This is a genomic window from Lascolabacillus massiliensis (genome assembly GCF_001282625.1).
GTDB lineage: Bacteria > Bacteroidota > Bacteroidia > Bacteroidales > Dysgonomonadaceae > Proteiniphilum > Proteiniphilum massiliensis.
The window spans coordinates 1,021,830-1,046,776 of sequence record NZ_CTEJ01000001.1 but is presented as its reverse complement, the minus strand read 5'-3'; the positions used below and the strand labels follow the sequence as shown (position 1 = coordinate 1,046,776).

Here is a 24,947-nt window from a genome sequence, read left to right as displayed (position 1 = left end):
TATCCATGCCGGGTGTTCCTTTTGAAATGGAAAATGCAATGTGTGATGAGATAATACCGCGACTTCAGGAAAGATTTCAGATCACAGAATATCTTAGCCGTTCTTGCATAGTAACCGGTATAAGTGAGTCCGCTCTGGCAACTCAACTTGCAGAATATGAACTAGAGCTGCCTAAAGGTTTTTCCCTAGCCTATCTGCCCTCACTTGGTTATATAAGGCTGCGATTATCTGTATGGGGAGAAGAACATAAAGTGGAGTTAAAGCTGCAGGCACGAAAATTAAAGAAATTACTGGGTTTAAATATTGTGTCAAAAGGAGCTAAAATGCCTGAAGAAATACTTGGAGGTAAACTAAGAAAAAAAAATCTTACCCTATCCACTGCAGAAAGTTGCACAGGTGGATTCATCTCACATAAAATTACAACCGTTCCCGGTTCATCGCAATATTTTGAGGGTAGTATTATTTCATATGACAGTCTCATAAAAGAAGAATTGCTTGATGTAGACAGGGATTTGATAGAAACTTATGGTGTTGTAAGTGGCGAAGTTGTTGAACAGATGGCTCGTACAGTGGCTAAAAAACTTCATACCGACTGCAGTATAGCTGTGTCCGGTATTATGGGGCCTGATGGTGGTACAAAAGAAAATCCCGTTGGCACAGTTTGGATTGCAACACAATACAATGATAAGATCATTTCTAATAAGTACAATGTGGGTCGCAGTCGCAGAGAAAACGTCGAAAGAACAGCAAATACAGCAATGCTCCAGCTTCTGCAAATGTTGAAAAGCTAGAGCATCACAAGTAGTTTATTTATAAATCTATTTAGTCTATAATATCAAATCCGCAATATGGTACCAGTACTTTAGGAATTCTAATACCTTCAGACGTTTGATTATTTTCCAGCAATGCCGCTAATATACGTGGCAGTGCCAGTGCGCTTCCATTTAGTGTGTGACAAAGTTGTGTTTTGCGGTTTTCATCACGATAACGACATTTCAGTCGGTTTGCCTGATAGCTTTCGAAGTTTGAAACAGAACTTACTTCAAGCCAGCGTTCCTGAGCTGCTGAATATACCTCGAAGTCGAATGTAAGTGCTGAAGTAAAACTCATATCACCACCGCATAAACGAAGTATACGCCATGGCAGTTCAAGTTTTTCAACCAGTGTCTGCACATAAGAAACCATTTCGTCCAGTCGCGCATATGAGTTTTCAGGTTTATCAATACAAACAATTTCAACCTTATCAAACTGATGCAGACGGTTAAGTCCACGTACATCTTTACCATAAGAACCGGCTTCTCTTCTGAAGCATGCTGAATATGCAGTGTTTTTTACTGGCAGATCCTTGTCTTCAAGGATTACATCTCTGTAAATGTTTGTAACAGGGACTTCAGCTGTAGGAATTAAGTAGAGGTCATCAAGTCCAACATGATACATTTGCCCCTCTTTATCAGGTAGCTGACCTGTACCGAATCCTGAATCACTATTTACAACATAGGGTGGTTGAACCTCCATAAACCCTGCATCACGTGCATTATCCAGGAAGAAATTGATTAAAGCCCTCTGTAGTCTTGCACCCTTTCCTTTATAAACAGGAAATCCTGCACCAGTAATCTTTACGCCAAGCTCAAAATCAATCAGATCATATTTCTTGGCCAGATCCCAGTGAGGTAAGGCATCTTTCTCTAATGATGGCATTACACCACCATTACGTTCAATCAGATTATCTTCAGCACTTTTACCCTCCGGAACTGATTCATGCGGCAGGTTAGGAATTGTAACTAGTAGCTCTTCTATCTTATCCTGTGCATCTTTCAAGGTTGCTTCAAGCTCTTTAGAAGATTCTTTAAGAGTGGCTACTTTCTCTCTGGCCGAAGTAGCTTCATCTTTCTTGCCCTCTTTAATAAGCGATCCAATAGATTTTGATATCGAGTTTATTTCCGATAAAACTCCATCAAGTGAAGTTTGACTGTTCCTTCTAATAGCATCAAGCTCAATAATCTTCTCAACAATCTCTTTAGCGTCGAAGTTTTTTTTCTTAAGACGACTTATAACCTCCCCGGGATTTTCGTTTATTACTTTAAGTGTAAGCATACAATTTTAGCTGATTTCTCAATAATCAGATTTTTACTTTTAAAAATTTGCAATTATAATCCCACAAAGGTACAAAAATACCTCAATTTTAATAATCAGCAGGTATAAAATAATGTAGATTCAATTGGTTATCAGAATAGCTGAAAATGGAGGGATTCGCGTGCCTCTCTATTTTTTTGTTTTTTCTGACGATAATAACGGGCTACATAATAGGCTACACCGGCAAGTGCTCCAAGCATTAAAAGGTCTTTAACTGTATTATTTTTCATATATAAATTTTGTATTTAATTTTTGTTTACATGTGTATCTTAATAGATAGATGCAAGAGAAGCAAAAACGTTGCTTTAATTAACTTTATTTATCAACATATTCAATTATGAAAATGTTTTTACTTTCATCTGTAATTTTATATCTATTGTCAGAACGTTCATTTACAATCCAGACAATGTTTTCTCCCGAAAGAATTACCCATGCCTCTTTTTTGTCTTTCAAGCTAAATTTGCGGTCTGTAAAATAATCACTCAACTTCTTTTTCCCGTTCATGCCAAAGGGAATAAACCAATCACCCGCTTTCCATCTACGCATTATCAGAGGAAATTTAAGTTTATCCGCATCAGCATATAGAATATTTTTTTTCTTCTCTATTTTGACAGGTGTTTTCTCTTTTCTTAAATTAAAACGTACAGGAAAAGTGATCTCTTTTGATTCTTCTTCTATAAGGTAGTGTTCGTCTGAGATGATATCAGACGTTATTTTTTCCAATATAAAATCAGATCGGTCTTTTATTACTCTGTATCTATCTGACAAAAAAACTTTTCCAGGTGTTGAATCCATACTCTGAAATATATCTTCTATAGTTGAAGAAGTGAATCCCAAAGGTGACAGCAGCTCAAACAATACAGATTGAGGTGAAGCTGTTTTCTTTAGCATTGGAATGTTAATCTTATCATTAATGAAAACTACATCTATATATTCTCTAATAGATTCTGAATATATTTTTTCTGCTTCGGATATATTTTTTGAAGTTCTGATGATTGATTCTTTTACAGAAGGATTAACCACTTCAAGCTTAGGTATGACATTTAATCTCAGATAATTGCGTAAATATATATCCTGATCATTTGTACTATCGGTTACATATGGTAATTCTCTCTCAATTATATAATCTTCAATTTCTGAGCGTGATACAGTAAGCAGTGGTCTAACAACATATCCATTCCTGGGAGAAATACCACTCAATCCTTTAATTCCAGTACCTCTTATCAAATTTAGCAGAACTGTCTCTACTGAATCATCCCTGTGATGAGCTACTGCAATAGCGTCGGCCTCATATTGTTTGCGTAAAATCTCGAACCACTCATAACGCAATTCACGTGCTGCCATCTCTATAGATATTTTTCTGTCTTCTGCGTAACCGGTTGTGTCAAAATCAATACTTGTAAAAGGTATATCAGTATTCTTACACCATTTACGTACAAAATCTGCATCTCTGTCAGATTCAGCTCCTCTTAAATGAAAATTACAGTGTGCAGCAATACACCTATATTCAAGCAGAACAAGTAAGTCCAGCAATACCATAGAATCCATACCCCCACTTAGCCCTACAATAACTTTGGCATTGTGTGGCAGCAGTTTCTCGCTTTGTATGAATTTCTGTACTCTGTCTATCATTTTTTGATCTAATTGTTAAAACAAATGTACTATAAAAAACTCATTTTGGCTCTCATATTAAATCTTTAGAGTCAAAAATCTGCATATATCGCAATAAAATCAGTAATTTTGCACAAGTATTAATTTATAATTAATAACAGAAAATGATAGATAAGATTGAAGCACTTCTCTCAGAAGTAGAGCAAATGTCAGCTAATAATACCGAAGAGCTGGAGGCGTTACGAATTAAGTTCCTAAGTAAAAAAGGGGTTATACCATCATTGATGGACGATTTCAGAAACGTTCCCTCAGAGCAGAAACGTGAAATTGGAGTGAAAATTAATGAATTAAAGCAGAGGACAACAGAAAAAATAAATCTGCTGAAAGATCAATTTGAAAATAAGGACTCAGGTTTTATGGATATTGATCTTACTCGCACTGCTTATCCCATTTCATTAGGGTCCAGACATCCTATTTCCATTGTAAAAGAGGAAATAAATGATATATTTAAAAGACTGGGATTTTCAATTTCGGAGGGACCTGAGGTTGAGGACGACTGGCATGTGTTTTCTTCTCTTAATTTTGCTGATGATCACCCGGCCCGCGATATGCAGGATACTTTTTTCATACAGAATGATCCTCAGATAGTTCTTCGCACACATACTTCATCTGTTCAAACCAGAGTAATGGAGCACACACAGCCTCCAATCAGGATAATTTGCCCGGGACGTGTATACAGAAACGAGGCTATTTCTTATAGGGCACACTGTTTTTTCCATCAGGTAGAAGCTCTGTATATCGATAAAGATGTCTCTTTCGCAGATCTAAAACAGGCTCTTCTATTCTTTGCAAAGGAGATGTTTGGGGAGGATACAAAAATCAGATTGAGACCTTCATACTTTCCTTTCACAGAGCCAAGTGCCGAAATGGATATCTCATGCAATATCTGCGGAGGTAAAGGGTGTCCGTTCTGCAAGCATACCGGATGGGTAGAAATACTTGGTTGTGGTATGGTAGATCCTAACGTGCTTGAAAATTGTGGTATTAACAGTAAGGTTTACTCAGGATATGCTCTTGGAATGGGTATAGAACGTATTACCAATCTTAAATATCAGGTAAAAGATCTTAGAATGTTCTCAGAAAATGATGTACGCTTCATCGAACAGTTTAAGTCGGCAAATTAATTCATTTCTCATTGTCTGAAATATTAATTATATTTACATTAACGTGAGAACAAATAATCTTGAAAAACTATAAATAATGATGAGAGCAAAATATTTTATTCTTCCCCTGTTGCTTATTATATCATACTGTGCTTTTGCTCAGAAAACTACTAGAGTGAACGCTATAAAAGCAAATGATTATGGAGTAGTATATTCTTTGCCCAAAACATCATTTGTGGTTGAGTTTCTGGTAAAAAAGACAACATATCAGAAAGGAGATTTTTATCCGTATGCCCAGCGTTATCTGGCAGTAGATAATCCTGTTACCGAAAACAGAGTTGTTCATACTCTGGAGGGAATTGAAGTGATTAACAAAGGTATCCCTGACAAAACCAACTCTTTTATGGTTGAATTCAGATCAAGGACTATTGAACCTTTTGTATATCTTAGGGAGGATGGACTGATTGCTGCTATAAATGCTGAACCTGAAGATGAAACAGTACCTAAGTTGATTATCCCTGCTAGTGAGACTGCTTCTGAAAATCCTCGTCGCTACTTCTCACAGGAGACTTTAATGGCGGGTTCAACTGCAAAGCAGGCTGAACTTGTTGCCAGACAGATTTTTGATCTTCGTCGTAACAGAAATGATATTCTTTCGGGTGAAGCAGTTAATATGCCCCCCGATGGAAATGCATATAATGTTGTTATGCAAGAGATTAATCGTCAGGAAAAAGCTTTGACTGAGCTATTCTCCGGTAGTGTTACAACTGAATATTTTACTGTTACATATCAGATTATTCCTGAAACAGGAAATATTAATCGGGAGGTACTGGCTCGCTTTTCTGAGAAACTTGGTCCGCTTGATGCCGATAATCTCGCTGGTGAGCCTATCTATTTTTCACTTGTACGCAAAACACCTGAGGTGACAATGCAGCTTTCTGATCGTGATCTGCAAAGACTGGAATCTAAACTGACACAGGGTGTTGTTTATAATATCCCGGGTAAAGGTGAATTAACTATTGAGTTTGGTAATAGAACATTAAAGTCAATAGAGGTGGATGTGGTTCAATTCGGTTCACAGGATGTACTTGTAAAGCAGATGTTCGATAATAACAAGCAACCTATAAAAGTTTACTTCTATCCCGAGTTAGGGGCTATTAAGCAGATTATCCAGTAACGATAAAAATATACATTATATGAGAATTTGGAATTTAAAAACTGTTGTCTTTCTGGCTCTGTCATCAATAATATTGTTGTCATCATGCAATAAAATGGGAAAAGGCAGATCAGCAGAGATATTGTACGACAGCATTGTTATCCATAAAGAGGTTCCATTATTGTCGGTAAATGATACTACTTTGCCTTATGCTGATGTAAATATTTCTTTTACTTATCCTGTTAGATTTCGTGATGCAGAAAGCACAGAAAGACTACAACAGATTTTTAAAGGTACATTCTTTGGAAATACTGATTTCGACTCCATGACACCTGACGCTGCTGTTGAGAAATATCTTGATGAGTATACCGAAAGATACCAGTCGCTCTCAAATATGTTTTATGAAGATAAGTCGCGGTTGGATGGCAAAACACCTGTTTGGTACTGGTATTATATGAACACAGTCAACAAAATACTTTTTCAAAACGACTCTCTTTTAAGCTATGCAGTTGAGTATAGTGATTATGAGGGTGGCGCTCATGGTTCATACCGTATAACATACACAAATATCAACCTGATCGATTTGGTAACTATATCTGAAGAGGATCTGTTTATTCCGGGTTATTATAATAAGCTAACAGAGAAGATTGTAGAGAGTTTGATGAAAGACTTTAATGCAGAAATTCCTGACTCACTTCTTATGAGAGGTTTTTTTACAATTGATGATATTGTTCCAAATGAGAACTTCTGGCTTAGCGAAAAAGGTATACATTACTCATATAATCAATATGAAATTGCTCCCTATGCAATGGGTGTAATTGATGTTACTGTTCCCTATTCTGAGCTCACAGATATTTTATTGCCTGAAAGTATTGTTGCAAAACTTTTTTTGAATAAAAAGTAGTCAAGACAACATATAAACATTAAAAAATAAGGGCCGGAAAATATCCGGCCCTTATTTTTTATCTTTTCTCAAAATTAAGATAGTTACTCTTTCTTGAATTCAAGGTAAATAACTATGTGTACATCTTTTCCTATACCTGCAGCATCAGGGTCATATGCAACATTGTAATCAAGACGATTAATGGTGTTCTTGGCAGTAAAACCAATAACTTCAGAACCATTCTGACCTTTAACTGAACCACCGTAGTCCACGTCGAAAGTAACATCTTTTGTTACATCTTTTATCTGAAGTTTTCCGTTAAGTTTGTACTTATTATCTGAAACTTTCTCAATAGAGGTGCTTTCGAATGACATTGAAGGAAATTTTTCAACCTCAAAGAAATCTGCACTGCGTAAATGATCATCACGCATTTTAACACCGGTGTTTACACTTGCCACATCTACATTAAAGAAGATACGCGCTTGTTCTGCATTATCCATACTACCGATAATACCACCATCGAATTTCTCGAATTTACCACTAACAAAGGTGATCCCACTATGTTTTACTTTGAAATTTACCGAAGTATGGGCCGGGTCAACCTTATATTGAGACTGGGCTAGTAAGCTAAAGCCCGTTATTACTGCTACAAATAATAGTAATACTTTTTTCATATACATAATTTTTTTGATTTATATTTGCACTCATTTAACATTTAAAGATAGTTGTTTGTTCACTGATTATAAGTTATGAAAGATTATTTGCGAAAAAGCTATATCTTTGCATAAACAAAACTTATAATTGGTTGTTTGGGATTGTATGGAGAATATTATTGTTCGCCAATATAATATAAAGTGGTTTCTTTAAAACTATAATTAAAATGCAAGAACTAGATCAAGATCAAATATTAACTGAATTAACCACCCAGGACTATAAATATGGTTTCACCACAGATGTCGAAACCTATGTTATTGATAAAGGGCTGGATGAGGATGTTATTAGACATATTTCAGAGCAGAAGGAAGAACCAGAATGGTTACTTGAATTCAGATTAAAATCATATCGTCACTGGCTAACAATGGAGATGCCCGACTGGGCACACCTGAATATTCCTGAAATTGACTATCAGGACATGATTTATTATGCTGATCCTTCAAAAAAGAAAAATCCTAAGAGCTTGGATGAAGTGGATCCTGAACTTCTGAAAACGTTCGAGCGTCTGGGTATCCCGCTGGAAGAGCAAAAAATGCTTACTGGCGTTGCTGTGGATGCAGTAATGGATAGTGTATCTATAAAAACTACCTTTAAAGAGGTGCTGGCTGAAAAAGGAATTATTTTCTGTTCGTTCAGCGAAGCTGTAAAACATCATCCTGACCTGGTAAGAAAATATCTGGGTAGTGTGGTTCCTTATAAAGATAACTTTTTTGGTGCACTTAATTCTGCTGTATTCAGCGATGGTTCTTTTGTTTATATTCCCAAGGGTGTTCGCTGTCCGATGGAGTTGTCAACATATTTCCGTATAAATACTGCAAATACAGGGCAATTTGAACGTACACTTATTATTGCTGATGATGACTCATACGTTAGCTACCTTGAGGGCTGTACAGCTCCTATGAGGGATGAAAACCAGCTGCATGCGGCTATTGTGGAGATTATCGCACTTGATAATGCCGAGGTGAAGTATTCAACTGTGCAGAACTGGTATCCGGGAGATAAAGACGGAAATGGTGGTGTATATAATTTCGTAACTAAGAGAGGTATCTGTAAGGGTGTAAATTCAAAGATTTCTTGGACGCAGGTTGAAACAGGATCAGCAATTACTTGGAAATATCCTTCATGTATACTTGCAGGAGACAATTCAGTTGGAGAATTCTACTCTGTTGCAGTTACAAATAACTACCAGCAAGCTGATACCGGTACCAAAATGATTCATATCGGAAAAAATACACGAAGCAGAATCGTTTCTAAAGGTATTTCAGCAGGTCATAGTCAGAATAGTTATCGAGGACTGGTTAAGGTTACTAAGAAGGCTGAAAATGCTCGCAATCACTCGCAATGCGATAGTTTACTGCTTACTGATCACTGCGGTGCCCACACTTTCCCATATACGGATATTCAGCACCCAAGTGCTGTTCTTGAGCATGAGGCTACTACCTCAAAGATAAGTGAAGATCAGATTTTCTACTGCAACCAGAGAGGTTTGGGCGAAGAAGAGGCTATTGGCCTTATCGTTAACGGTTATGTAAAAGAGGTGGTTAATAAACTACCTATGGAGTTTGCCGTTGAAGCTCAAAAGTTATTGCAGATATCACTTGAAGGTAGTGTTGGATAATCAGGAGAGATAATTTCCTTTAATTTATAAACATACAGTTAAAACCCTATGGACTGGATTACCAGTTAATAGGGTTTTTTCCGTTTGCTATAAGATATTTGTTTGCTGTGCTGAAATGTCTGTTTCCGAAGAAACCTCTATGAGCAGAAAGCGGCGAAGGATGTGGTGATGTTAATATTAGATGCCTATTCGCATCAATTGATGCCCCTTTTCGCTGTGCATATGATCCCCAAAGCATAAAAACCAAATGGTCCGATTCTCTGGATAATTTATTGATTACAGCATCTGTAAACACTTCCCAGCCTCTGTTCTGATGAGATCCTGCCTGATGTGCTCTTACAGTAAGAGTAGCATTAAGCAAAAGTACTCCCTGTTTTGCCCACCTCTCCAGATTGCCTGAATATGGAATCTCGATACCTAAATCATCACGTATCTCCTTGTAAATATTTATAAGAGAAGGGGGAATCTTTATCCCATCATTTACAGAAAAAGATAATCCATGAGCCTGACCCGGGGCATGATAGGGATCCTGACCAACAATTACCACTTTTACCTCATTAAATGGGCAAGAATCAAAGGCATTAAATATTAATTTAGCAGGAGGATAAACAGTAGTTGAACTATATTCCTTCCTGACAAATTCGGTTAATCGTTGAAAATAAGGTTTGTCAAATTCTTCTTTTAACTGTTCTCCCCAGCTTTTTTCAATTCTTACTTGCATGAACAAAAATGATTCTATATCAGGAACACGCCTCTTTTACGTGCCTCTTCTTTCATTTCCTGAGGCCAAATACTTGACTGTATTTCACCTATATGTGCCTTGCGAAGGTAATACATACATAAACGTGACTGACCAATACCACCTCCTATCGACAATGGAAGTTCATTGTTCATCAATCGTTTATGGAAGTAGAGTGAAAGTCGGTTTTCCTGTCCAAGTGATTTCAGCTGTCTCTCAAGCGATTCAGCATTTACCCTGATACCCATGGAAGAAAGTTCAACAGCTTTCTTTAAAACAGGATTCCAAACAAGAAGATCACCATTTAAACCTTTATAACCATCATCGTTAATTGTGCTCCAGTCATCATAATCAGCAGCACGTCCATCATGTGGCTTTCCGTTTGAAAGTGGTGCTCCAATACCTATAATAAATACAGCACCATACTCCTTTGTAATGGCATCTTCACGCTCTTTTTCATTCAATTTGGGATACTTTTGAAGCAACTCCTCTGAATGAATAAAGGTTATTTCTGAAGGTAGCTGTGGTGTAATAGATGGGAACAGCTCATAAACCAGATATTCAGTGCGAAGCATTGCTGCGTATATCCTTCTGACAACCTGCTTCAGGTATGCAATATTTCTGTCTTTTTCACCAATTACAAGCTCCCAGTCCCACTGATCAACATAAAGTGAGTGGATATTATCAAGTTCTTCATCCGCACGGATTGCGTTCATATCCGTATAAATCCCAAAACCTTCCTCTATTTCATAGTCGGCTAATGTTAGCCTTTTCCACTTAGCAAGTGAATGAACGATTTCTGCACTTTTATCATCCATATCTTTAATGGGAAAGCGAACAGGACGTTCAATTCCATTAAGATCATCGTTTATACCAGTTCCACTTTCTACAAAAAGAGGAGCAGTTACACGACGCAACCTTAATTCTGAGGAGAGGTTTACCTGAAAAAAATCTTTTATATTCTTTATGCCCAGTTCGGTCTGCTTTAGATTAAGAATCGGAGCATAGTCAATTGGGATGTGCAAATTTGGCATAGCCTGTATTGTCATATTGTTGAAAAATGTCTGATTTGATGAGCAAAGATACAATATATTTTCATTTTGTCAAACAGATCACTAAACAATAATACAATTTGATAGTATTTTAGTTAATATTGAATCACTTATAACAAAGTTTGAAGTTTTATATGCGCATTTGACCAACAAGGTCTGTAACTGATGTAATTCGATGTCTGTCAAGATATTCTTCTATACCTTCTATTATTTTTACTGATGCTGTTGGATCTATAAAATTGTATGTACCTACCTGAATTGCTGTTGATCCTGCTAATATAAACTCAATTGCATCCTGCCAGTTGCTAATACCACCCATTCCAATAATGGGGATCTTTACAGTATTATATACTTCCCAAACCATTCTCACTGCTATTGGTTTAATGCATGGTCCTGATAAACCTCCGGTTATTGTTGACAGTTTTGGCTTTTTGCTCTCAATATCAATAGCCATTCCAAGAAAAGTATTCACAAGCGAAACAGAATCAGCTCCTGCACCTTCAACAGCCAGGGCAATTTCACTTATACTGGTTACATTAGGAGATAACTTAACAATCAAGGTTTTGGGAAATACGTCTCGAACTGCACGGGTAACCTTTGCAGCTGACTCACATGAGACCCCAAAAGACATTCCTCCCTCTTTTACATTTGGGCATGAAATGTTTAACTCAATTGCAGGCATTTTATCCAGATCTGCAAGTTTTTCCGCAGTGGTTACATAATCTTCAATTGTAGAACCTGAAACATTTACGATGATATTAGTGTCATAATCTTTAATTTCAGGATAAAGATGGTTTATGAAGTAGTCGACACCCTTGTTTTGAAGGCCAACCGCATTTAGCATTCCTGAAGGCGTTTCAGCCATTCTGGGATAATCATTACCCTGTCGTGGTTCAAGTGTTGTGCCTTTAACAAAAATCCCTCCCAGAGCTCCTAAATCAATAAAATCTTTGTACTCTGTTCCATATCCAAATGTACCCGATGCTGTTGTCACCGGATTTTTGAATTTCAGATCACCTATTTGTACTTCTAATCCAGCCATGTTAATTCTTTTATATTGAAAACGGGACCTTCTGTGCATGTGCAAATGTTGCCTCTAACTGTTTTTTCTATACAGCAGAGACAGGCTCCAAAGCCACAGGCCATGAGGTTTTCTAATGAAGCTTCGCACTCAATTCCTTTGCTGACGGCATATTTTGCTACGGCTACCATCATTGGTTTGGGTCCGCATGTATATATGAAATCAAATTTATTGTTTTGTAATATAGTGTGATCGGTAACAAACCCTATTTCACCAAATGAACCATCTTCGGTTGTACAGTAAACATTCCCATATTTCTCAAAATCAGTTATCTGCAAAATATCCGATGCAGTTCGTCCACCCAAAAGGAAATTGACATTGTAACCCTTTTCTGAAAGTTTTTTACCAAGAAAAAGCATTGGAGCAGTACCAACTCCTCCTCCTATAAGCAGTGTAGTGCATTTTTCTTCCGGAATTGTGAATGAATTACCCAAAGGAAATATAAGGTTCATTATATCACCAGTAGATGACTTGCAAATTTTTTCCGTACCTTCTCCAACTCGTTTAACCAATAACCACAACTCGTTATTAGCTAAATCGACATTGTTTATTGAAACTGGTCTTCTCAGGAATACATTTGGTGAGTTTTTGACAAGGATCTGCACAAACTGACCCGGAAACATCTCCGGCATTGGCTCATTGTTAGCCGGAACAACTTTTATCAGATGATTTTGGTCGTTTAGTGGTTCATTGGAGCAGACAATAAAATCGAGTACCTTCATCGTAAATTATATATTATTCATCACAAAAGTACATCTTAATTTTTAATTCAGCAATGTTGAGAATGTTTAGTAAATAGTATTAGTTAGTTACAAATCATGTCCGAACCGAGTACTAATCTAACCGTAAATAGTTATAAAGAAAGTACATACAAAGTATGATCTTAGTAACTGAAAAGTTCCTACCAACTCCTGAACATCCTCATGATTGTATAAGTTATTTAAGGAGCTGGTAAGAACCAGGTAAGAAGCAGGTAAGATTTAATCACCTGAATGATATGGAATATTTGTAGGTTTATCTATTTCTTTTCAGGGATGATCCATAGATAAACATTTCTGCCATCAATGGTTATGCTCTTATCCGGCTCCCAGTCACCCATATTGAAAGCGTGAGAAACAACACGGCTTCCGGGTTTCATTTCTGCCAGAATCTTAGGCTTCAGTTTGAGATTTACGTCAGGGAGCAGATAGAGAGTTAAAACATCTGCTTTGCTAAAATCGAAGTTAAACAGATCTCCTTCGTGGAATGTTACCTTATCTGTTACTTTTGCTTCAACTGCATTGGCATTTGCTTCTTCAATCCTTTCGGGATTTAGATCAACACCTATACCGGTTGCACCAAATTTTTTAGCGGCAGTTATAACTATGCGGCCATCTCCACAACCTAAATCATAAACAACTTCTCCCTTTTTTACATCAGCAAGCTCCAGCATGCCGTCTACTACTTCCTGGGGTGTTGGTACATAGGGAACATCCAATACGAGCTGTTGTGCATTTAACTGCATACCACCCAATACTAAAAAAGAAATAAACAGGTAATTGATTAGCTTCATACTTTTTTATTTTAGAGTTATAAGGGGTTATATACTTTATATTTTACTTGATAGTAGTTAAGCTGATTTTATTGATATATTTGATAAACAGATGTTTGATCTAATATGTTCTGTATGATGTTAGTTTTTTTGTTTTCTTATTCTGAAGAATAGAGAGAAAATCCAGCCGGAAAGCAGAATTGCAACACCAATTAATGAACCTATGCCTGTGTAGGTCAGACTTGAATATAGCATGTAGGCACAAAAAATGATGAAAATGGCTGGTGTAATTGGATATAGTGGAACCTTAAAGGGTCTTGTTGTGTATGGATATTTCTTTCTTAGGATGAAAAGACTCATTCCGGTAAATAAAAAGAAAAACCAGAAAACGGGTGCGGTGAAGTCTACCATCGATTCAAAACCTCTTCGTGTGAATGCGCCTAATATTACCAGGGCAATTGATATTATTCCCTGTAGTATTAGAGAGTTTATGGGAGCAGACTTCTGACCGTTCCATTTCCCAAGGAATGAGAGTGTTTTGAAATCTTTGCCGAGTGCATAGTTAGCTCGTGCTCCTGTAAATATTGTTGTGTTTATAGAAGAGAGGGCTGAAAATATTACAAGCGTGCCAATTAGAATAACCCCTTTTTCGCCAATTGTTGCTCTCATCATATCAACACCTACTGCATCTGAAGAGGAGATGCCATCTAAGCCCAAAATTCGTAGAAATGCCATATTAATGAGCAGATATAAAGATGTTATTATAACTATGCTTACAATCAGAACAAGCGCCATATTCTTGCTTCCGGTTTTTAACTCGGAAGATATGTAAGCAGCTTCATTCCATCCTCCAAATGTAAGTAAAACGAATATTAATGCTAAACTGACTGAGGCTGTTGGGGATATAGCTGATTGAGTTTGCAGTTCATTTAAAGCAATTGTTTCTGCTGGTGTCCCAAACAGACCTGCGGAGACAATAATCAGTATGCCAATAACCTGTAACGATAAAAGAAATTTTTGTACTCCTGTTCCAAATTGAATTCCAAGAATATTGAATAGTGTAAGGATAAAAATAATGATAATGGAGTAATAGGTAGAGGAGTAAATGCCAAGGGAAAACAGTTGTGTAAGATAATCACCTGCTATATAGGCTAGAATTGCGATGGAACCGGTTTGTGTTATTGTTGCTCTGGACCATGCAAACAGGAATGAGAAATCTTTACCATATGCAAGCTTCAGAAAATGATAATCTCCTCCGGCATTTGGAAATGTACTGCTTAATTCGGAATAACATAATGCTCCAATCAGGGAGATTAATCCTCCTAAAACCCAAACCATTAAAAACCAAAAATCATCTGGGGAATTTGATGCTACTACAGAGGGGGTTCTGAAAATGCCTGCTCCTACAACAATTCCAATAATAAGGACAATAGCATCTATTAATCTTAAAGTAGGCTTTGGGGCTGAATTGGTATCAAGCATAATGATTTTAGTTTTAATTGGTACTCAAGTAAAGACCCTAAAATCAAAGATATTAAATATAAAGCCAACTATTTCTCTTATTTCTTATTGTTTAACGTTTTTATACTATTCTTTTAAAAATGATAAAGAAAGAAAATATATTTAGTATGGATTAAATCTCTCGAAAGTGTTATCGTTATAATAAATAATTATCTGAGTAATTTTTTTTTCAGGCTTTGAAACAGATGCAACCTGTTTATTTTCTGTATGTTGAGTGCTGACTTCCTGGTTGTTTAAGCTCGTATCCTCGTGATTTTCTGCGCTTCTCTTACTTTCACCCGGAAATATTTCACGCTGATTGAATAAATCGGGCTCTTTACGAATTGATTCAGGATCTATTCCATTTTTATACATGTTGCCTGTACCATTAATTAGCCATTCAGGATTAATGTAATCTAAATCTCCCAGAATTTTAGTTACTACGTCGAGACTAGGGTTGTTTCTGCCATTTAATATATGAGAGATAACAGCTCTGTTAATACCTAACATGTCGGCAAATTTAGCCGGAGTAAGGTTCTCTTTTTCCATTATAAGTCTAATTCGATCTTTCATGTTGAATACTCAATTAAATTAACCCGATACATTAGCCTACTATTTACAACAAATGTTGAGTCACAAATGTAAAAAACTTTATTTACAAATGAAAACCATTGATGTATATATTTGTAAATTACATTTGGTGACCTTTATGGATACATTTGTAATAATAGTGCCGAATCAAGTCAAATTACTATATAAAATAGATTAAACTAAAAGTTGCTATTTAAATTATATTGAACTGATATATAGATATTTAATCATATAAAATGTGGTTATTTTAACTTAATAAACAGAGGTATGATCTGTTTAGATTATAATTATGATCCTTTAATCTACATTATATCTATATATCACTGATATTTAGTATTGTTTGCATCATAAAACAATCCTGCAACAGTATGTTAAAACGATAAATGTATAATTGTATTGACTCTACACAAACATAAATTCCACTAGCTAAAACATTTGTAACTTATGTCAAGTATACATATGTTACTATACTTTTTAAGCAAATGTAAATTATAAATGTAAATTATTTAAACAATTTTATATGGATATAGAAATATTAAACGCGGGATTATTTACATATCAATTAAAATACAATCGTTGAATTAATATTGTTTACTTGACCTTCCAGACCGTTAACTTCATTTCCTGGCCATAGATCAAAAAAAATAATTTCCTGGCTTAAATAATGAACAGATTTAAGTTTATACTGTTTAATCATAGTCAAGCAACTAAAACTAAAACATTTAATATATTATTCATATGAAACTTTCTATAAGACCTTGGCTTGTGCTGTTACTTACTTTCGTAGCTCTACAATGCGTAGGGCAAAACAAGCAGAATCAGAATAATAGTAAAAACAGTAATATGCAAACAACACAAACATTTCATGATTTCACTGTAAAGGATATTGATGGTAAAGAATTCGACCTTGCCTCTTTGAAAGGAAAGAAGGTATTAGTAGTGAATGTAGCTTCAAAATGTGGACTCACTCCTCAGTATGAAGATTTGCAGGCACTATATGATAAGTATAAAGATAGAAACTTTACTGTAATAGGTTTTCCTGCGAATAATTTTGCCGGACAAGAGCCTGGCACGAATGCTCAGATTAAGGAGTTTTGCACTTTAAATTATGGAGTAACTTTTCCAATGATGGATAAAATAAGCGTTAAAGGTAAAGACCAGGCTCCGGTGTATAATTGGCTTACACATAAATCTGAAAATGGTAAGATTGATCAGGAAGTAACCTGGAACTTTCAGAAGTTTATGATTGATGAAGAGGGTAATCTTGTTGATGTTGTGCAACCTAAAGAAAGCCCAATGAGTGAGAAAATCATTAAGTGGATTACCGGAGGATAATCAATGCATTATCTTATAAATAAGTACTTTCAGCAGCTCACCATGAGTTGCTGAAATGTTATCTATACCCTTAGAAGCAGCATCAACAGTTCTTAGCTCAGAGATGATATTCATTACCTTTGTCGCATTATAATTTCTAATCCCATCCATATAATCACGTGCGAAAAATGAGGATCTTATGTTTAATGCTGCCATAACAGAGACTTCATCTTTCTTTGGTAACCAAAAGCATTCAAGTAAATTACTGAAATAATTGAATAGCACTGCAACAGTGGCCATAATTGGGTTTTCCTTTGGATTTTTACTGAAATAGTCAACTATCCTGCTTGCCGATGCTATATCTTTCTTGGCGACCGCCTTCACCAGCTCGAAATTATTGTAATCCTTGCTTATGCCTACATTCCTCTCGATCATTTCGGCAGTAATTCGTCTGTGTGTAGACTCCGGAGGCAGTGATACCTCAAGTTTTTGGAGCTGCGGTATGAGCTTACTAATATCATTTCCTACAAAGTCAGAAAGCATTTGAGCCGACTTACCATCTATGCCTATATCTCTTGTTTTAAGATAAGTGGTAATAAAGCCCGGTATTTGGTTGTCATATAATTTTTTAGACTCAAACACTACTCCTACCTTGTCTATTTTTTTTATTATTGCCTTACGCTTATCTACGGTTCCATGCTTATAACTGATAACCAAAATTGTTGTTGGCATTGGATTATTAGCGTAGACTTCGAGCAACTCAAACTTATCCAGATTTTGTGCCTCTTTAATGATAATAAGCTGATATTCAGCCATCATCGGGAAGCGTCGGGCTGAAGCAATTATCTCGTTAACATCAGAATCCACACCATAAAATATCTGCATATTGAAGTCCTTTTCAGACTCAGTAAGCACGGTTTCAGACAGCAGCTCAGTCAGTTCATCAATAAAATAAGACTCATCACCCATAAAAAGATAAATGGGTTTAAAACGCCGGTTAACTATATCATTTTTAATTGCTTCGTAACTATTCTTTGATGATGGAGCTGCCATTTATATATTTAGTATGATTATGTATGGATTAATAATATGAAAAAATGATCTTTATAAGGGCTGATTAATCACCAATCAAACCTTAGATGTTTAATAGTGGAACTGTTATGAATTATAGATGAAAGAGACTTTATACCAATCTTAACATGCTCTTCCACAAACTTTTCTGTAACTAGTTTATCACTCTCCTCTGTTTTAACACCACTGGAAATCAGGGGTTGATCTGATACAAGAAGCAGAGCTCCGGTTGAAATATGATTTGCAAAACCACATGTAAATAGAGTAGCTGTCTCCATATCCACAGCTAAAACCCTGATTTGTCTCAGATAGCTTTTAAACTCATCATCATATTCCCATACACGCCTGTTGGTTGTATAAACTGTACCAGTCCAGTAATCTCTGCCAAAGTCTCTAATATTTGAAGATACCGCACGCATAAGGCTAAATGCCGGAAGAGATGGAACCTCGGGAGGGAAATAGTCATTTGATGTACCCTCACCTCTGATTCCAGCAATTGGTAATATATAATCACCAAGTTCACTGCTTGCTTTAAGTCCGCCACATTTGCCCAGAAACAGAACTGCAGTAGGTGCAACTGCACTTAACAAATCCATTATCGTGGCAGCATTAGCACTACCCATACCAAAATTGATAATAGTTATACCTTCTGCCGAAGCATTTGGCATATTAGCATTAGCACCTACTATTGGAACATTAAAATGTTCAGCAAATATTTCCACATATTTTTGAAAATTGGTAAGCAGGATATATTTTGTAAAATCTTTCAATGGTCTACTCGTATATCTTGGTAGCCAATTCTCCACAATTTCCTGTTTTGTTCTCATAAAAAAAGTCTATTTTTGTCTTCCGCAAATCCCATTTGAAGCAAAGATACAATATGTACTCATTAAACTTACCAACATACGAAGCAAAAATAAGAAAAAACAGTAACGGATTAGAAATATTTGATCCATTGCGTCGTAAGTATATTGCTCTTACCCCTGAAGAATGGGTGCGTCAGCATTTTGTCAACTATCTGATTAATTATAAAAATTATCCTGCTTCTTTAATGGCTAATGAAGCAGGGATAAAGCTCAATTCTCTAACACGCAGATGCGATACTGTAGTATATAATAATCAGTTAGAGCCTTTAATGATAATCGAGTACAAAGAGTCAAAAGTACAAATCACACAAAATGTATTTGATCAGGTAGTAAGATATAACACAGTTCTGAAAGTTCCTTATATTGTAGTATCCAATGGTATTTCACACTACTGCTGCAGAATGAATTATGAAGATCAATCATTCGAATACCTTACAGATATACCTGAATATCAAAGTCTGCGATAATTTCCTAATGAATTGAATAAATATTTCAATCGTTGTTCAATTGAATATAAACCACTATTCAACCGTATTTCAATAACTTTCGTCAGCTGATGGGAAATCTGAAGATTTAACATCTTCGATATAACTCTGTACAGCTTCAATTATAACGTCATACAAGTTAGCATAACGTCTAAGAAATTTAGGTGAGAATCCTTTATTCAGACCAAGCATATCATGCATAACTAAAACCTGACCATCAACGAAAGGACCTGCACCTATACCTATGGTTGGTATGTTTAATTCTTCGGTTACTTTTTTTGCCAATTCTGTCGGTATTTTCTCTAAAACAACACTACAACATCCGGTATCTTCGAGCAGTTTAGCATCGCTAATAAGTTTATCAGCCTCTGCACTATCCTTCGCTCTAAGAGCATATGAACCATATTTATTAATCGACTGAGGCATTAGTCCTAAATGTCCCATAATGGGAATACCGGTAGCCAAAATAGCTCTTACAGAATCGATTATCTCTACTCCACCCTCAAGTTTAAGGCAGTCAGCTCCTGTCTCACGCATTATCCTTACAGCATTTGTAACAGCTTCCTGCGTACTTGCATGATAACTGCCGAAAGGCATATCTACAACCACCATAGCTTTTTCTACTCCGTTTGTAACAGATTTTCCGTGATGTATCATCTGATCAACAGTCATTGGCAGAGTAGTTGCATTCCCCACCATTACGTTAGAAGCAGAATCACCCACTAATATTACATCCATCCCGGCTTTATCAATTATTGAAGCCATTGAGTAGTCATATGCAGTAAGCATGGAAATTTTTTCACCATTTTGCTTCATTTCAAGAAGTCGGTGAGTAGTTACTTTCTTTCTATTTTCATTCGAGAGGTACCCCTTTTGCTGAGACATTTCTTATAAAAATTTTTGACTTAATTAAATTTGATATGCAAAGTTAATCCTTTTTGTCGAAATAAGATAAAAAGAAAGCCGGGAACTAATCCCGGCTAACTTATGATATATTCAATTTATTACTTAAAACTTATACCCAAGAGTAATCAAACCTCTGAATGAATTGTTTTTCAATTCAAATGGATTTGCGTCGATCACAAGCTCAGTTCTGTTATCTGTATATAGATTTGGGAATGGATACAAGTCATCCGTTTGAGTCTTGTATACTAAAGCAAAATCAAGAAAGAAACTCTGGTTGAATCTATAACCGATTCCTCCTGTGAAATATTTAGCATCACCCTCCATCCTGTATACAGTGTTAGAATTTGGAATAAAGGCATCCCCACTCTCTTTAAACTCTGTTTCGTATGGATTTTGAATCCAGGCATAACCTAATCTGCCGTAGAACTTAGGTGTAAAACGATACTCTGTACCAACTTTTACGGTAGATGCATTCTTGAAATCAGTTGATATATAACCGTTATCAACCTCATACCAGTCTTCATCATCCATTGAATTTGAAGGTATCATCAACTTCATCTTACTATAGTCAACCATCTCATAATCAACACTAAGTATGAATCTATTCCCTAAGACAGCTGCAGCACTTGCTACAATCTTTCCCGGAGTTCTAAGATCATAATCATTAGAAAATCGTCTTGAGTTGGTTGTACCCTTTTCGTAATTGGGGTCAGAAACATATGCACCCATATTATCCTCTAATTCAGCCTCATAAGTTTCTGTCATTGCATAATATGTAGGCGTATGATATGAGATTCCAAATCGTAATTGATTAACTGGTCTGTAAATAGCTCCAATCTTGGCACTAACACCTGCACCATCAGTTGTCAGCCAGTTAGTCAACCTATAAGAACCATCTGTATAATCTTCCCAGAAGTCAGATGTCAGACGATAAGTTATATCTTTAATAGAAAGCGAAAGTCCAAGATTCAATACATTATTTATTGTCGTTCCTACTGTAAAATCATAATTATCGATATATCCACTCTCACGTGTTTTAATCTCGTTTCCTATTGCACCTGGGGTATTTAACGGAGTATAATAGTAACCCTGTGCATCCTGATGATCATCAATTAACCATGAGTTATAACCCAACACAGTTAACCAAGGCTGTGATTCGAAAGGATCTGGCAAATCATCTCCCATATATAAATTTGTTGGATTTATGCCCGTACTCCTGTCAGCTATATAATCGAGCATAGAATTACCCGGTACACCTACAGCATCAACATTTTTATTAAATGATTTAAGTTTATTATAAGAAAATCCGAAGTTAATATGAGGCATAATATCATTTCTCAATGGAAAGTAACCTACAAAACCAAGGTTATCCATATTGAAATTACTCTTTTTTGCATCATAATTACCTACAGAAGAGCCTTCAATTGATAAGTTAACTGTTCCGACAACTTCTGAACTTCTGTATACAGCTATTCCGGCTGGGTTAATATTAACGCCGGTAAGATCACCTCCTAATGCCCCAAAAGCTCCACCCATAGCCATAGATCTGGCAGTTCCATAAAGATCTTCTCTGGAAAATCTCAATGCATCAACTTCACCTTGTGCAGACAATGGTAGAGACAATATAAGCATAGAAGCCAATATGTACGTGATTTTTTTCATATTTATAATATTATATTGAAATTATCTTCTTCCACCACTTGAGCGACTACTGCTGCTACTGCTTGAGCTACCACTTGAACTTCTACTACTGCTACCACCAAATGATCCACTGCTTGAAGAACTTCTGCTTGGAGTGGAGATTGTAGAACTTCTATTTGTGCTTGAACTCCTTTGTGGAGTTGAGTAGGTGCTTCTATTCGGAGTAGTATTACTGCTCCTTTGGTAAGTAGAACTATTTCTTGTTGGAGAGGTTGTAGAACTTCTCTGATATGTTGTGCTGCTGCCCGAGCGAGTAGGCTGAGTTGCTCTGTTTACAGAACTTGATCTAGTAGATGTTGCAGTACGATCAACTACACGTCCTGTTCTTGAATCAATTGCTCTGCCTGAGCTGTCAATAATTCTAGTTCTTGTAGTGTTGGTAGAACTTCTGCCTGATACAGCTGAACGAGTGCTTGAAGATGTACTTCCTCCAGATAGAGCTGAGCGTGTTGCGGTTCTGCTTGTAGAGCTTCTACCTGATAAACCGGCGGTTGCAGATGAAGAGGTGTTAGCTAAGCTTCTTCTGTAAATACCTGAACTTCTGCCTGAACGGTTTCGAGTCAGACTACTGTAGTAGCCATCATAAAATCCATGAGAGTATCCTCCATAGTAACCGTAATAACTGCCATAATACCATGGATCGTACCAACCACCGTAATACCATGGGTTGTACCATCTGCTCCAGCCACCATACCATCCAGCGTATCCGTAATACCATGGGTCATACCATCTTCCATAGTACCATGGTGAATACCAGCGACTGTAATACCATGGATTATACCATGGGTCATACCATGGATAGAATGAGCTCCAACCCATTCCATAATAGATATTAGTATTCCATCCCCTGTTATTATATCCTTCGTAGATATCATCACCTACATAAACTATTACTTCATCAGCACCTGTTATTCTTATGCTTGATTCAGGCTCGTGAAACCTTACTATTCTATCTGTATACTCATACTCTGTATAATCATCAGATTTTTCGGTATAACCTAGCTCGTTTATTGTATCAGTATTATTGCCACGGCGATTATATTCGTCAATATCCCTGCCATTCGCAGTTACTTCCATATTTGAAACATCACCCTGAACAATTACTACTCTTTTTTTCTGTTGTTCTGGTTCTTCGTACTTACGAACTTTTTCAGTTTCCTTTTGAGAAGGATCAGCATAGATATCATCCCATTCCTGAGCGAAACCTAATAGAGGTATAGTGACCAATAAAACCGAAAGTAAAAAATTTTTAGTTTTCATTGTCTCTTCCTTTTTATATTGTTGCTTTATTTGTTTCTATCACTGTATTCGACTAATTTACCTATCGATAGTTTAATCTAAAACCATATAATATAATAGGTTTACATACAAATATACAAGTAAATAGGGTATTCTACTATCTAAAAGATGCAGAATATGAATAAACGCTGCATTATCTTTGGTTAAAAAACATCAATCTTAAGACCATCGTAGGCAAAATAGGTGTTTTGAGGCAGTTCTTTTTCTATTTTACCATGCAACCCCATTTCATGACTCATGTGAGAGAAGTAGGTCCTTTTTGCTGCAATTCTTTTTGAAATATTCAATGCTTCACTCAGAGACTGGTGCGAAATATGTTCTGTTTTTCTAAGCGCACTTATTACAAGAGTATTCAAACCCGTTAATTTGGAATATTCACTTTCAGGAATCGATTTAACATCAGTAAGATATGCAAAATCCTTTATCCTAAACCCCATAATTGGAAGCTTGTAATGCATAACTCTTATTGGGGTAATTTTTAATCCTTCAATATCAAAACTATCATACTCATTAATCCGCTTGATTTCTATGTCCGGTACACCTCCATATTTCTTTGGATTAAAACAGTATGGCAATCGTTCCCTGATGACATTCTCCAGGTGTTCTTCCATATACAGTTTTACTGAGCCAAAAATTGAAAAAGGTCTTAGATCATCAATTCCACCAACATGATCGTAATGCTCGTGTGTCAAAAGCATGCCGTTAATTTTACCGAAAGGCATTCCCATCATTTGTTGTCTGAAATCTGGAGTACAATCAATAATTAGTACTTTACCATCAACTTCAATCCTTACAGAAGAGCGTAATCTTTTGTCACGACTGTCATCTGATGTGCATACATCGCAATTGCAACCTATTTGAGGAACTCCTGTTGAAGTTCCTGTACCTAAAAAAAGTACTTTCATATGATACTTCTTAATAAAAAAAAGCTACTCCATTAGCGGGTAGCTTTCTTTTTCCTTTATGAAGTTATTATTAATAATCTCTCTCCAATATCCAAAGGTCATTGAAAGGTACCCCGTAAGTTCTCCTTAGATAGTCGGTATCCCCTTTTGCAGTATAAGTACTGTATATTTCGTTTCTTTTTGCAGCAGCTTGTTCTTTTGTGTCGTAGCTTGCTACAATCACTCTATACATACCTTGCTCATTCTCAGCCAGAATAACTTTGTGACCCTCGTTTTCCATTCTGCTTTTAAGTGACTCAGCATTAAGTTTTACACTTAGAGAAGCAATCACAACGTTAAATCTTTTTAGTCCTGCAGCATCAGTTGCATAAACCGGTTCAACTTTTTCTTTTCTAACAGATACTTCAACCGGAGGTAATGGACTTGCATCCTTTACAACTGTTGTTGGTTGAGATGCAGATTGCTGAATTTCTCTTTCTTTGGCAGCTTCATATACTTGTTTATATGCACTCTGTTTTGGTTTACAAGAGGTACCCAAAACCAACAATCCTGCAAAAAATAAAATTAAATGGAATTTTTTCATGTAAGTTGAGAATTTATTAATGTACGTAATAATCTAAATTTAAAC

General features: G+C 36.2%; 25 protein-coding genes. 7 read left to right on the top strand and 18 right to left on the bottom strand.

The window, feature by feature from the left end; all coding sequences use genetic code 11:
* Positions 1-5 precede the first annotated feature (5 nt).
* The gene (locus BN1354_RS12115; RefSeq protein ID WP_231623069.1) at positions 6-791 is read left to right on the top strand and encodes a nicotinamide-nucleotide amidohydrolase family protein; all 786 of its coding nucleotides are present in this window, start codon (positions 6-8) and stop codon (positions 789-791) included.
* A gap of 31 nt (positions 792-822) precedes the next feature.
* On the opposite strand, the gene serS is transcribed toward BN1354_RS12115, so the two are convergent.
* The 3 genes from serS to tilS all read right to left on the bottom strand — a co-directional run bounded on the left by serS (position 823) and on the right by tilS (position 3,765).
* Positions 823-2,094: a serine--tRNA ligase gene (gene serS / locus BN1354_RS04275; protein ID WP_045089558.1), complete on the bottom strand. Its 1,272-nt coding sequence runs from the start codon at positions 2,092-2,094 to the stop codon at positions 823-825.
* Between the two features lie 131 nt (positions 2,095-2,225).
* On the bottom strand, positions 2,226-2,363 hold the full coding sequence (locus BN1354_RS11980) for a hypothetical protein (protein ID WP_157360182.1): 138 nt from the start codon (positions 2,361-2,363) through the stop codon (positions 2,226-2,228).
* An 85-nt stretch (positions 2,364-2,448) separates the two neighbouring features.
* Positions 2,449-3,765, bottom strand: a complete 1,317-nt coding sequence (gene tilS / locus BN1354_RS04270; protein WP_045089559.1) for a tRNA lysidine(34) synthetase TilS — start codon at positions 3,763-3,765, stop codon at positions 2,449-2,451.
* A gap of 143 nt (positions 3,766-3,908) precedes the next feature.
* Here tilS and pheS point away from each other — a divergent pair, with 143 nt between their 5' ends.
* The 3 genes from pheS to BN1354_RS04255 all read left to right on the top strand — a co-directional run bounded on the left by pheS (position 3,909) and on the right by BN1354_RS04255 (position 6,967).
* Positions 3,909-4,928 (top strand): phenylalanine--tRNA ligase subunit alpha, encoded by a 1,020-nt coding sequence (gene pheS / locus BN1354_RS04265; RefSeq protein WP_053826312.1) that lies wholly within the window; start codon positions 3,909-3,911, stop codon positions 4,926-4,928.
* 76 nt (positions 4,929-5,004) lie between these two features.
* Positions 5,005-6,084, top strand: a complete 1,080-nt coding sequence (locus BN1354_RS04260) for a DUF4831 family protein (protein ID WP_052673142.1) — start codon at positions 5,005-5,007, stop codon at positions 6,082-6,084.
* Between the two features lie 19 nt (positions 6,085-6,103).
* On the top strand, positions 6,104-6,967 hold the full coding sequence (locus BN1354_RS04255) for a DUF3298 and DUF4163 domain-containing protein (RefSeq protein WP_053826311.1): 864 nt from the start codon (positions 6,104-6,106) through the stop codon (positions 6,965-6,967).
* A gap of 83 nt (positions 6,968-7,050) precedes the next feature.
* Here the strand turns inward: BN1354_RS04255 and BN1354_RS04250 are convergent, their stop codons facing one another.
* Positions 7,051-7,620 carry a YceI family protein gene (locus BN1354_RS04250; protein WP_045089562.1) on the bottom strand — a complete coding sequence of 190 codons (570 nt, stop codon included), beginning with the start codon at positions 7,618-7,620 and terminating at the stop codon, positions 7,051-7,053.
* 206 nt (positions 7,621-7,826) lie between these two features.
* On the opposite strand from BN1354_RS04250, the gene sufB reads away from it, so the two are divergent.
* On the top strand, positions 7,827-9,278 hold the full coding sequence (gene sufB / locus BN1354_RS04245) for a Fe-S cluster assembly protein SufB (protein ID WP_053826310.1): 1,452 nt from the start codon (positions 7,827-7,829) through the stop codon (positions 9,276-9,278).
* Positions 9,279-9,336: 58 nt separating this feature from the next.
* On the opposite strand, the gene ung is transcribed toward sufB, so the two are convergent.
* The 7 genes from ung to BN1354_RS04210 all read right to left on the bottom strand — a co-directional run bounded on the left by ung (position 9,337) and on the right by BN1354_RS04210 (position 15,754).
* Positions 9,337-9,999, bottom strand: coding sequence for a uracil-DNA glycosylase (ung, locus tag BN1354_RS04240; RefSeq protein ID WP_045089564.1), 663 nt, complete (start codon positions 9,997-9,999; stop codon positions 9,337-9,339).
* A 14-nt stretch (positions 10,000-10,013) separates the two neighbouring features.
* The gene (asnA, locus tag BN1354_RS04235) at positions 10,014-11,051 is read right to left on the bottom strand and encodes an aspartate--ammonia ligase (protein ID WP_045090879.1); all 1,038 of its coding nucleotides are present in this window, start codon (positions 11,049-11,051) and stop codon (positions 10,014-10,016) included.
* Between the two features lie 148 nt (positions 11,052-11,199).
* Positions 11,200-12,111 (bottom strand): dihydroorotate dehydrogenase, encoded by a 912-nt coding sequence (locus tag BN1354_RS04230; protein ID WP_045089565.1) that lies wholly within the window; start codon positions 12,109-12,111, stop codon positions 11,200-11,202.
* Positions 12,099-12,872 carry a dihydroorotate dehydrogenase electron transfer subunit gene (locus tag BN1354_RS04225; RefSeq protein ID WP_045089566.1) on the bottom strand — a complete coding sequence of 258 codons (774 nt, stop codon included), beginning with the start codon at positions 12,870-12,872 and terminating at the stop codon, positions 12,099-12,101. Before BN1354_RS04225 ends, BN1354_RS04230 begins: the two co-directional genes overlap by 13 nt.
* Positions 12,873-13,168: 296 nt before the next feature.
* A complete protein-coding gene (locus BN1354_RS04220; RefSeq protein ID WP_045089567.1) occupies positions 13,169-13,702 on the bottom strand; it encodes an SAM-dependent methyltransferase in 534 nt (177 codons plus the stop codon).
* A gap of 120 nt (positions 13,703-13,822) precedes the next feature.
* The gene (locus BN1354_RS04215; protein WP_053826309.1) at positions 13,823-15,163 is read right to left on the bottom strand and encodes an APC family permease; all 1,341 of its coding nucleotides are present in this window, start codon (positions 15,161-15,163) and stop codon (positions 13,823-13,825) included.
* 141 nt (positions 15,164-15,304) lie between these two features.
* Positions 15,305-15,754 (bottom strand): helix-turn-helix domain-containing protein, encoded by a 450-nt coding sequence (locus tag BN1354_RS04210; RefSeq protein ID WP_074010706.1) that lies wholly within the window; start codon positions 15,752-15,754, stop codon positions 15,305-15,307.
* A gap of 861 nt (positions 15,755-16,615) precedes the next feature.
* Here BN1354_RS04210 and BN1354_RS04205 point away from each other — a divergent pair.
* Positions 16,616-17,107, top strand: coding sequence for a glutathione peroxidase (locus BN1354_RS04205; protein WP_045090880.1), 492 nt, complete (start codon positions 16,616-16,618; stop codon positions 17,105-17,107).
* On the opposite strand, the gene holA is transcribed toward BN1354_RS04205, so the two are convergent.
* Together holA and BN1354_RS04195 are read right to left on the bottom strand one after the other, a co-directional pair.
* A complete protein-coding gene (gene holA, locus BN1354_RS04200) occupies positions 17,108-18,139 on the bottom strand; it encodes a DNA polymerase III subunit delta (RefSeq protein WP_053826307.1) in 1,032 nt (343 codons plus the stop codon). It abuts the gene before it with no gap.
* Positions 18,140-18,207: 68 nt separating this feature from the next.
* A complete protein-coding gene (locus tag BN1354_RS04195; RefSeq protein WP_045089571.1) occupies positions 18,208-18,984 on the bottom strand; it encodes an AMP nucleosidase in 777 nt (258 codons plus the stop codon).
* Positions 18,985-19,037: 53 nt separating this feature from the next.
* Between BN1354_RS04195 and BN1354_RS04190 the strand changes: the two genes are divergently transcribed.
* A complete protein-coding gene (locus tag BN1354_RS04190; RefSeq protein WP_053826306.1) occupies positions 19,038-19,490 on the top strand; it encodes a type I restriction enzyme HsdR N-terminal domain-containing protein in 453 nt (150 codons plus the stop codon).
* A 69-nt stretch (positions 19,491-19,559) separates the two neighbouring features.
* Here BN1354_RS04190 and panB read toward each other — a convergent pair whose 3' ends face one another.
* The 5 genes from panB to BN1354_RS04165 form a co-directional block, all read right to left on the bottom strand.
* A complete protein-coding gene (panB, locus tag BN1354_RS04185) occupies positions 19,560-20,393 on the bottom strand; it encodes a 3-methyl-2-oxobutanoate hydroxymethyltransferase (protein WP_053826305.1) in 834 nt (277 codons plus the stop codon).
* A 123-nt stretch (positions 20,394-20,516) separates the two neighbouring features.
* A complete protein-coding gene (locus BN1354_RS04180) occupies positions 20,517-22,076 on the bottom strand; it encodes an OmpP1/FadL family transporter (RefSeq protein ID WP_053826304.1) in 1,560 nt (519 codons plus the stop codon).
* Between the two features lie 21 nt (positions 22,077-22,097).
* Positions 22,098-23,375: a hypothetical protein gene (locus BN1354_RS04175; protein ID WP_053826303.1), complete on the bottom strand. Its 1,278-nt coding sequence runs from the start codon at positions 23,373-23,375 to the stop codon at positions 22,098-22,100.
* A gap of 182 nt (positions 23,376-23,557) precedes the next feature.
* A complete protein-coding gene (locus tag BN1354_RS04170) occupies positions 23,558-24,319 on the bottom strand; it encodes an MBL fold metallo-hydrolase (protein WP_045089575.1) in 762 nt (253 codons plus the stop codon).
* A 70-nt stretch (positions 24,320-24,389) separates the two neighbouring features.
* Complete coding sequence (locus BN1354_RS04165) at positions 24,390-24,902, bottom strand: SPOR domain-containing protein (RefSeq protein ID WP_045089576.1); 513 nt, start codon at positions 24,900-24,902, stop codon at positions 24,390-24,392.
* Positions 24,903-24,947: the final 45 nt, after the last annotated feature.

What these genes read in the sequence shown, in the direction of transcription:
- serS (WP_045089558.1), bottom strand. Translation starts at nt 2,094, where the DNA reads ATGCTTACACTTAAAGTAATAAACGAAAATCCCGGGGAGGTTATAAGT.
- BN1354_RS04250 (WP_045089562.1), bottom strand. Translation starts at nt 7,620, where the DNA reads ATGAAAAAAGTATTACTATTATTTGTAGCAGTAATAACGGGCTTTAGC.
- asnA (WP_045090879.1), bottom strand. Translation starts at nt 11,051, where the DNA reads ATGCCAAATTTGCACATCCCAATTGACTATGCTCCGATTCTTAATCTA.
- BN1354_RS04260 (WP_052673142.1), top strand. Translation starts at nt 5,005, where the DNA reads ATGATGAGAGCAAAATATTTTATTCTTCCCCTGTTGCTTATTATATCA.
- BN1354_RS11980 (WP_157360182.1), bottom strand. Translation starts at nt 2,363, where the DNA reads ATGAAAAATAATACAGTTAAAGACCTTTTAATGCTTGGAGCACTTGCC.
- tilS (WP_045089559.1), bottom strand. Translation starts at nt 3,765, where the DNA reads ATGATAGACAGAGTACAGAAATTCATACAAAGCGAGAAACTGCTGCCA.
- BN1354_RS12115 (WP_231623069.1), top strand. Translation starts at nt 6, where the DNA reads ATGCCGGGTGTTCCTTTTGAAATGGAAAATGCAATGTGTGATGAGATA.
- BN1354_RS04230 (WP_045089565.1), bottom strand. Translation starts at nt 12,111, where the DNA reads ATGGCTGGATTAGAAGTACAAATAGGTGATCTGAAATTCAAAAATCCG.
- BN1354_RS04225 (WP_045089566.1), bottom strand. Translation starts at nt 12,872, where the DNA reads ATGAAGGTACTCGATTTTATTGTCTGCTCCAATGAACCACTAAACGAC.
- sufB (WP_053826310.1), top strand. Translation starts at nt 7,827, where the DNA reads ATGCAAGAACTAGATCAAGATCAAATATTAACTGAATTAACCACCCAG.
- holA (WP_053826307.1), bottom strand. Translation starts at nt 18,139, where the DNA reads ATGGCAGCTCCATCATCAAAGAATAGTTACGAAGCAATTAAAAATGAT.
- BN1354_RS04215 (WP_053826309.1), bottom strand. Translation starts at nt 15,163, where the DNA reads ATGCTTGATACCAATTCAGCCCCAAAGCCTACTTTAAGATTAATAGAT.
- BN1354_RS04180 (WP_053826304.1), bottom strand. Translation starts at nt 22,076, where the DNA reads ATGAAAAAAATCACGTACATATTGGCTTCTATGCTTATATTGTCTCTA.
- BN1354_RS04220 (WP_045089567.1), bottom strand. Translation starts at nt 13,702, where the DNA reads ATGAAGCTAATCAATTACCTGTTTATTTCTTTTTTAGTATTGGGTGGT.
- ung (WP_045089564.1), bottom strand. Translation starts at nt 9,999, where the DNA reads ATGCAAGTAAGAATTGAAAAAAGCTGGGGAGAACAGTTAAAAGAAGAA.
- BN1354_RS04195 (WP_045089571.1), bottom strand. Translation starts at nt 18,984, where the DNA reads ATGAGAACAAAACAGGAAATTGTGGAGAATTGGCTACCAAGATATACG.
- pheS (WP_053826312.1), top strand. Translation starts at nt 3,909, where the DNA reads ATGATAGATAAGATTGAAGCACTTCTCTCAGAAGTAGAGCAAATGTCA.
- BN1354_RS04175 (WP_053826303.1), bottom strand. Translation starts at nt 23,375, where the DNA reads ATGAAAACTAAAAATTTTTTACTTTCGGTTTTATTGGTCACTATACCT.
- BN1354_RS04255 (WP_053826311.1), top strand. Translation starts at nt 6,104, where the DNA reads ATGAGAATTTGGAATTTAAAAACTGTTGTCTTTCTGGCTCTGTCATCA.
- BN1354_RS04165 (WP_045089576.1), bottom strand. Translation starts at nt 24,902, where the DNA reads ATGAAAAAATTCCATTTAATTTTATTTTTTGCAGGATTGTTGGTTTTG.
- panB (WP_053826305.1), bottom strand. Translation starts at nt 20,393, where the DNA reads ATGTCTCAGCAAAAGGGGTACCTCTCGAATGAAAATAGAAAGAAAGTA.
- BN1354_RS04190 (WP_053826306.1), top strand. Translation starts at nt 19,038, where the DNA reads ATGTACTCATTAAACTTACCAACATACGAAGCAAAAATAAGAAAAAAC.
- BN1354_RS04170 (WP_045089575.1), bottom strand. Translation starts at nt 24,319, where the DNA reads ATGAAAGTACTTTTTTTAGGTACAGGAACTTCAACAGGAGTTCCTCAA.
- BN1354_RS04210 (WP_074010706.1), bottom strand. Translation starts at nt 15,754, where the DNA reads ATGAAAGATCGAATTAGACTTATAATGGAAAAAGAGAACCTTACTCCG.
- BN1354_RS04205 (WP_045090880.1), top strand. Translation starts at nt 16,616, where the DNA reads ATGCAAACAACACAAACATTTCATGATTTCACTGTAAAGGATATTGAT.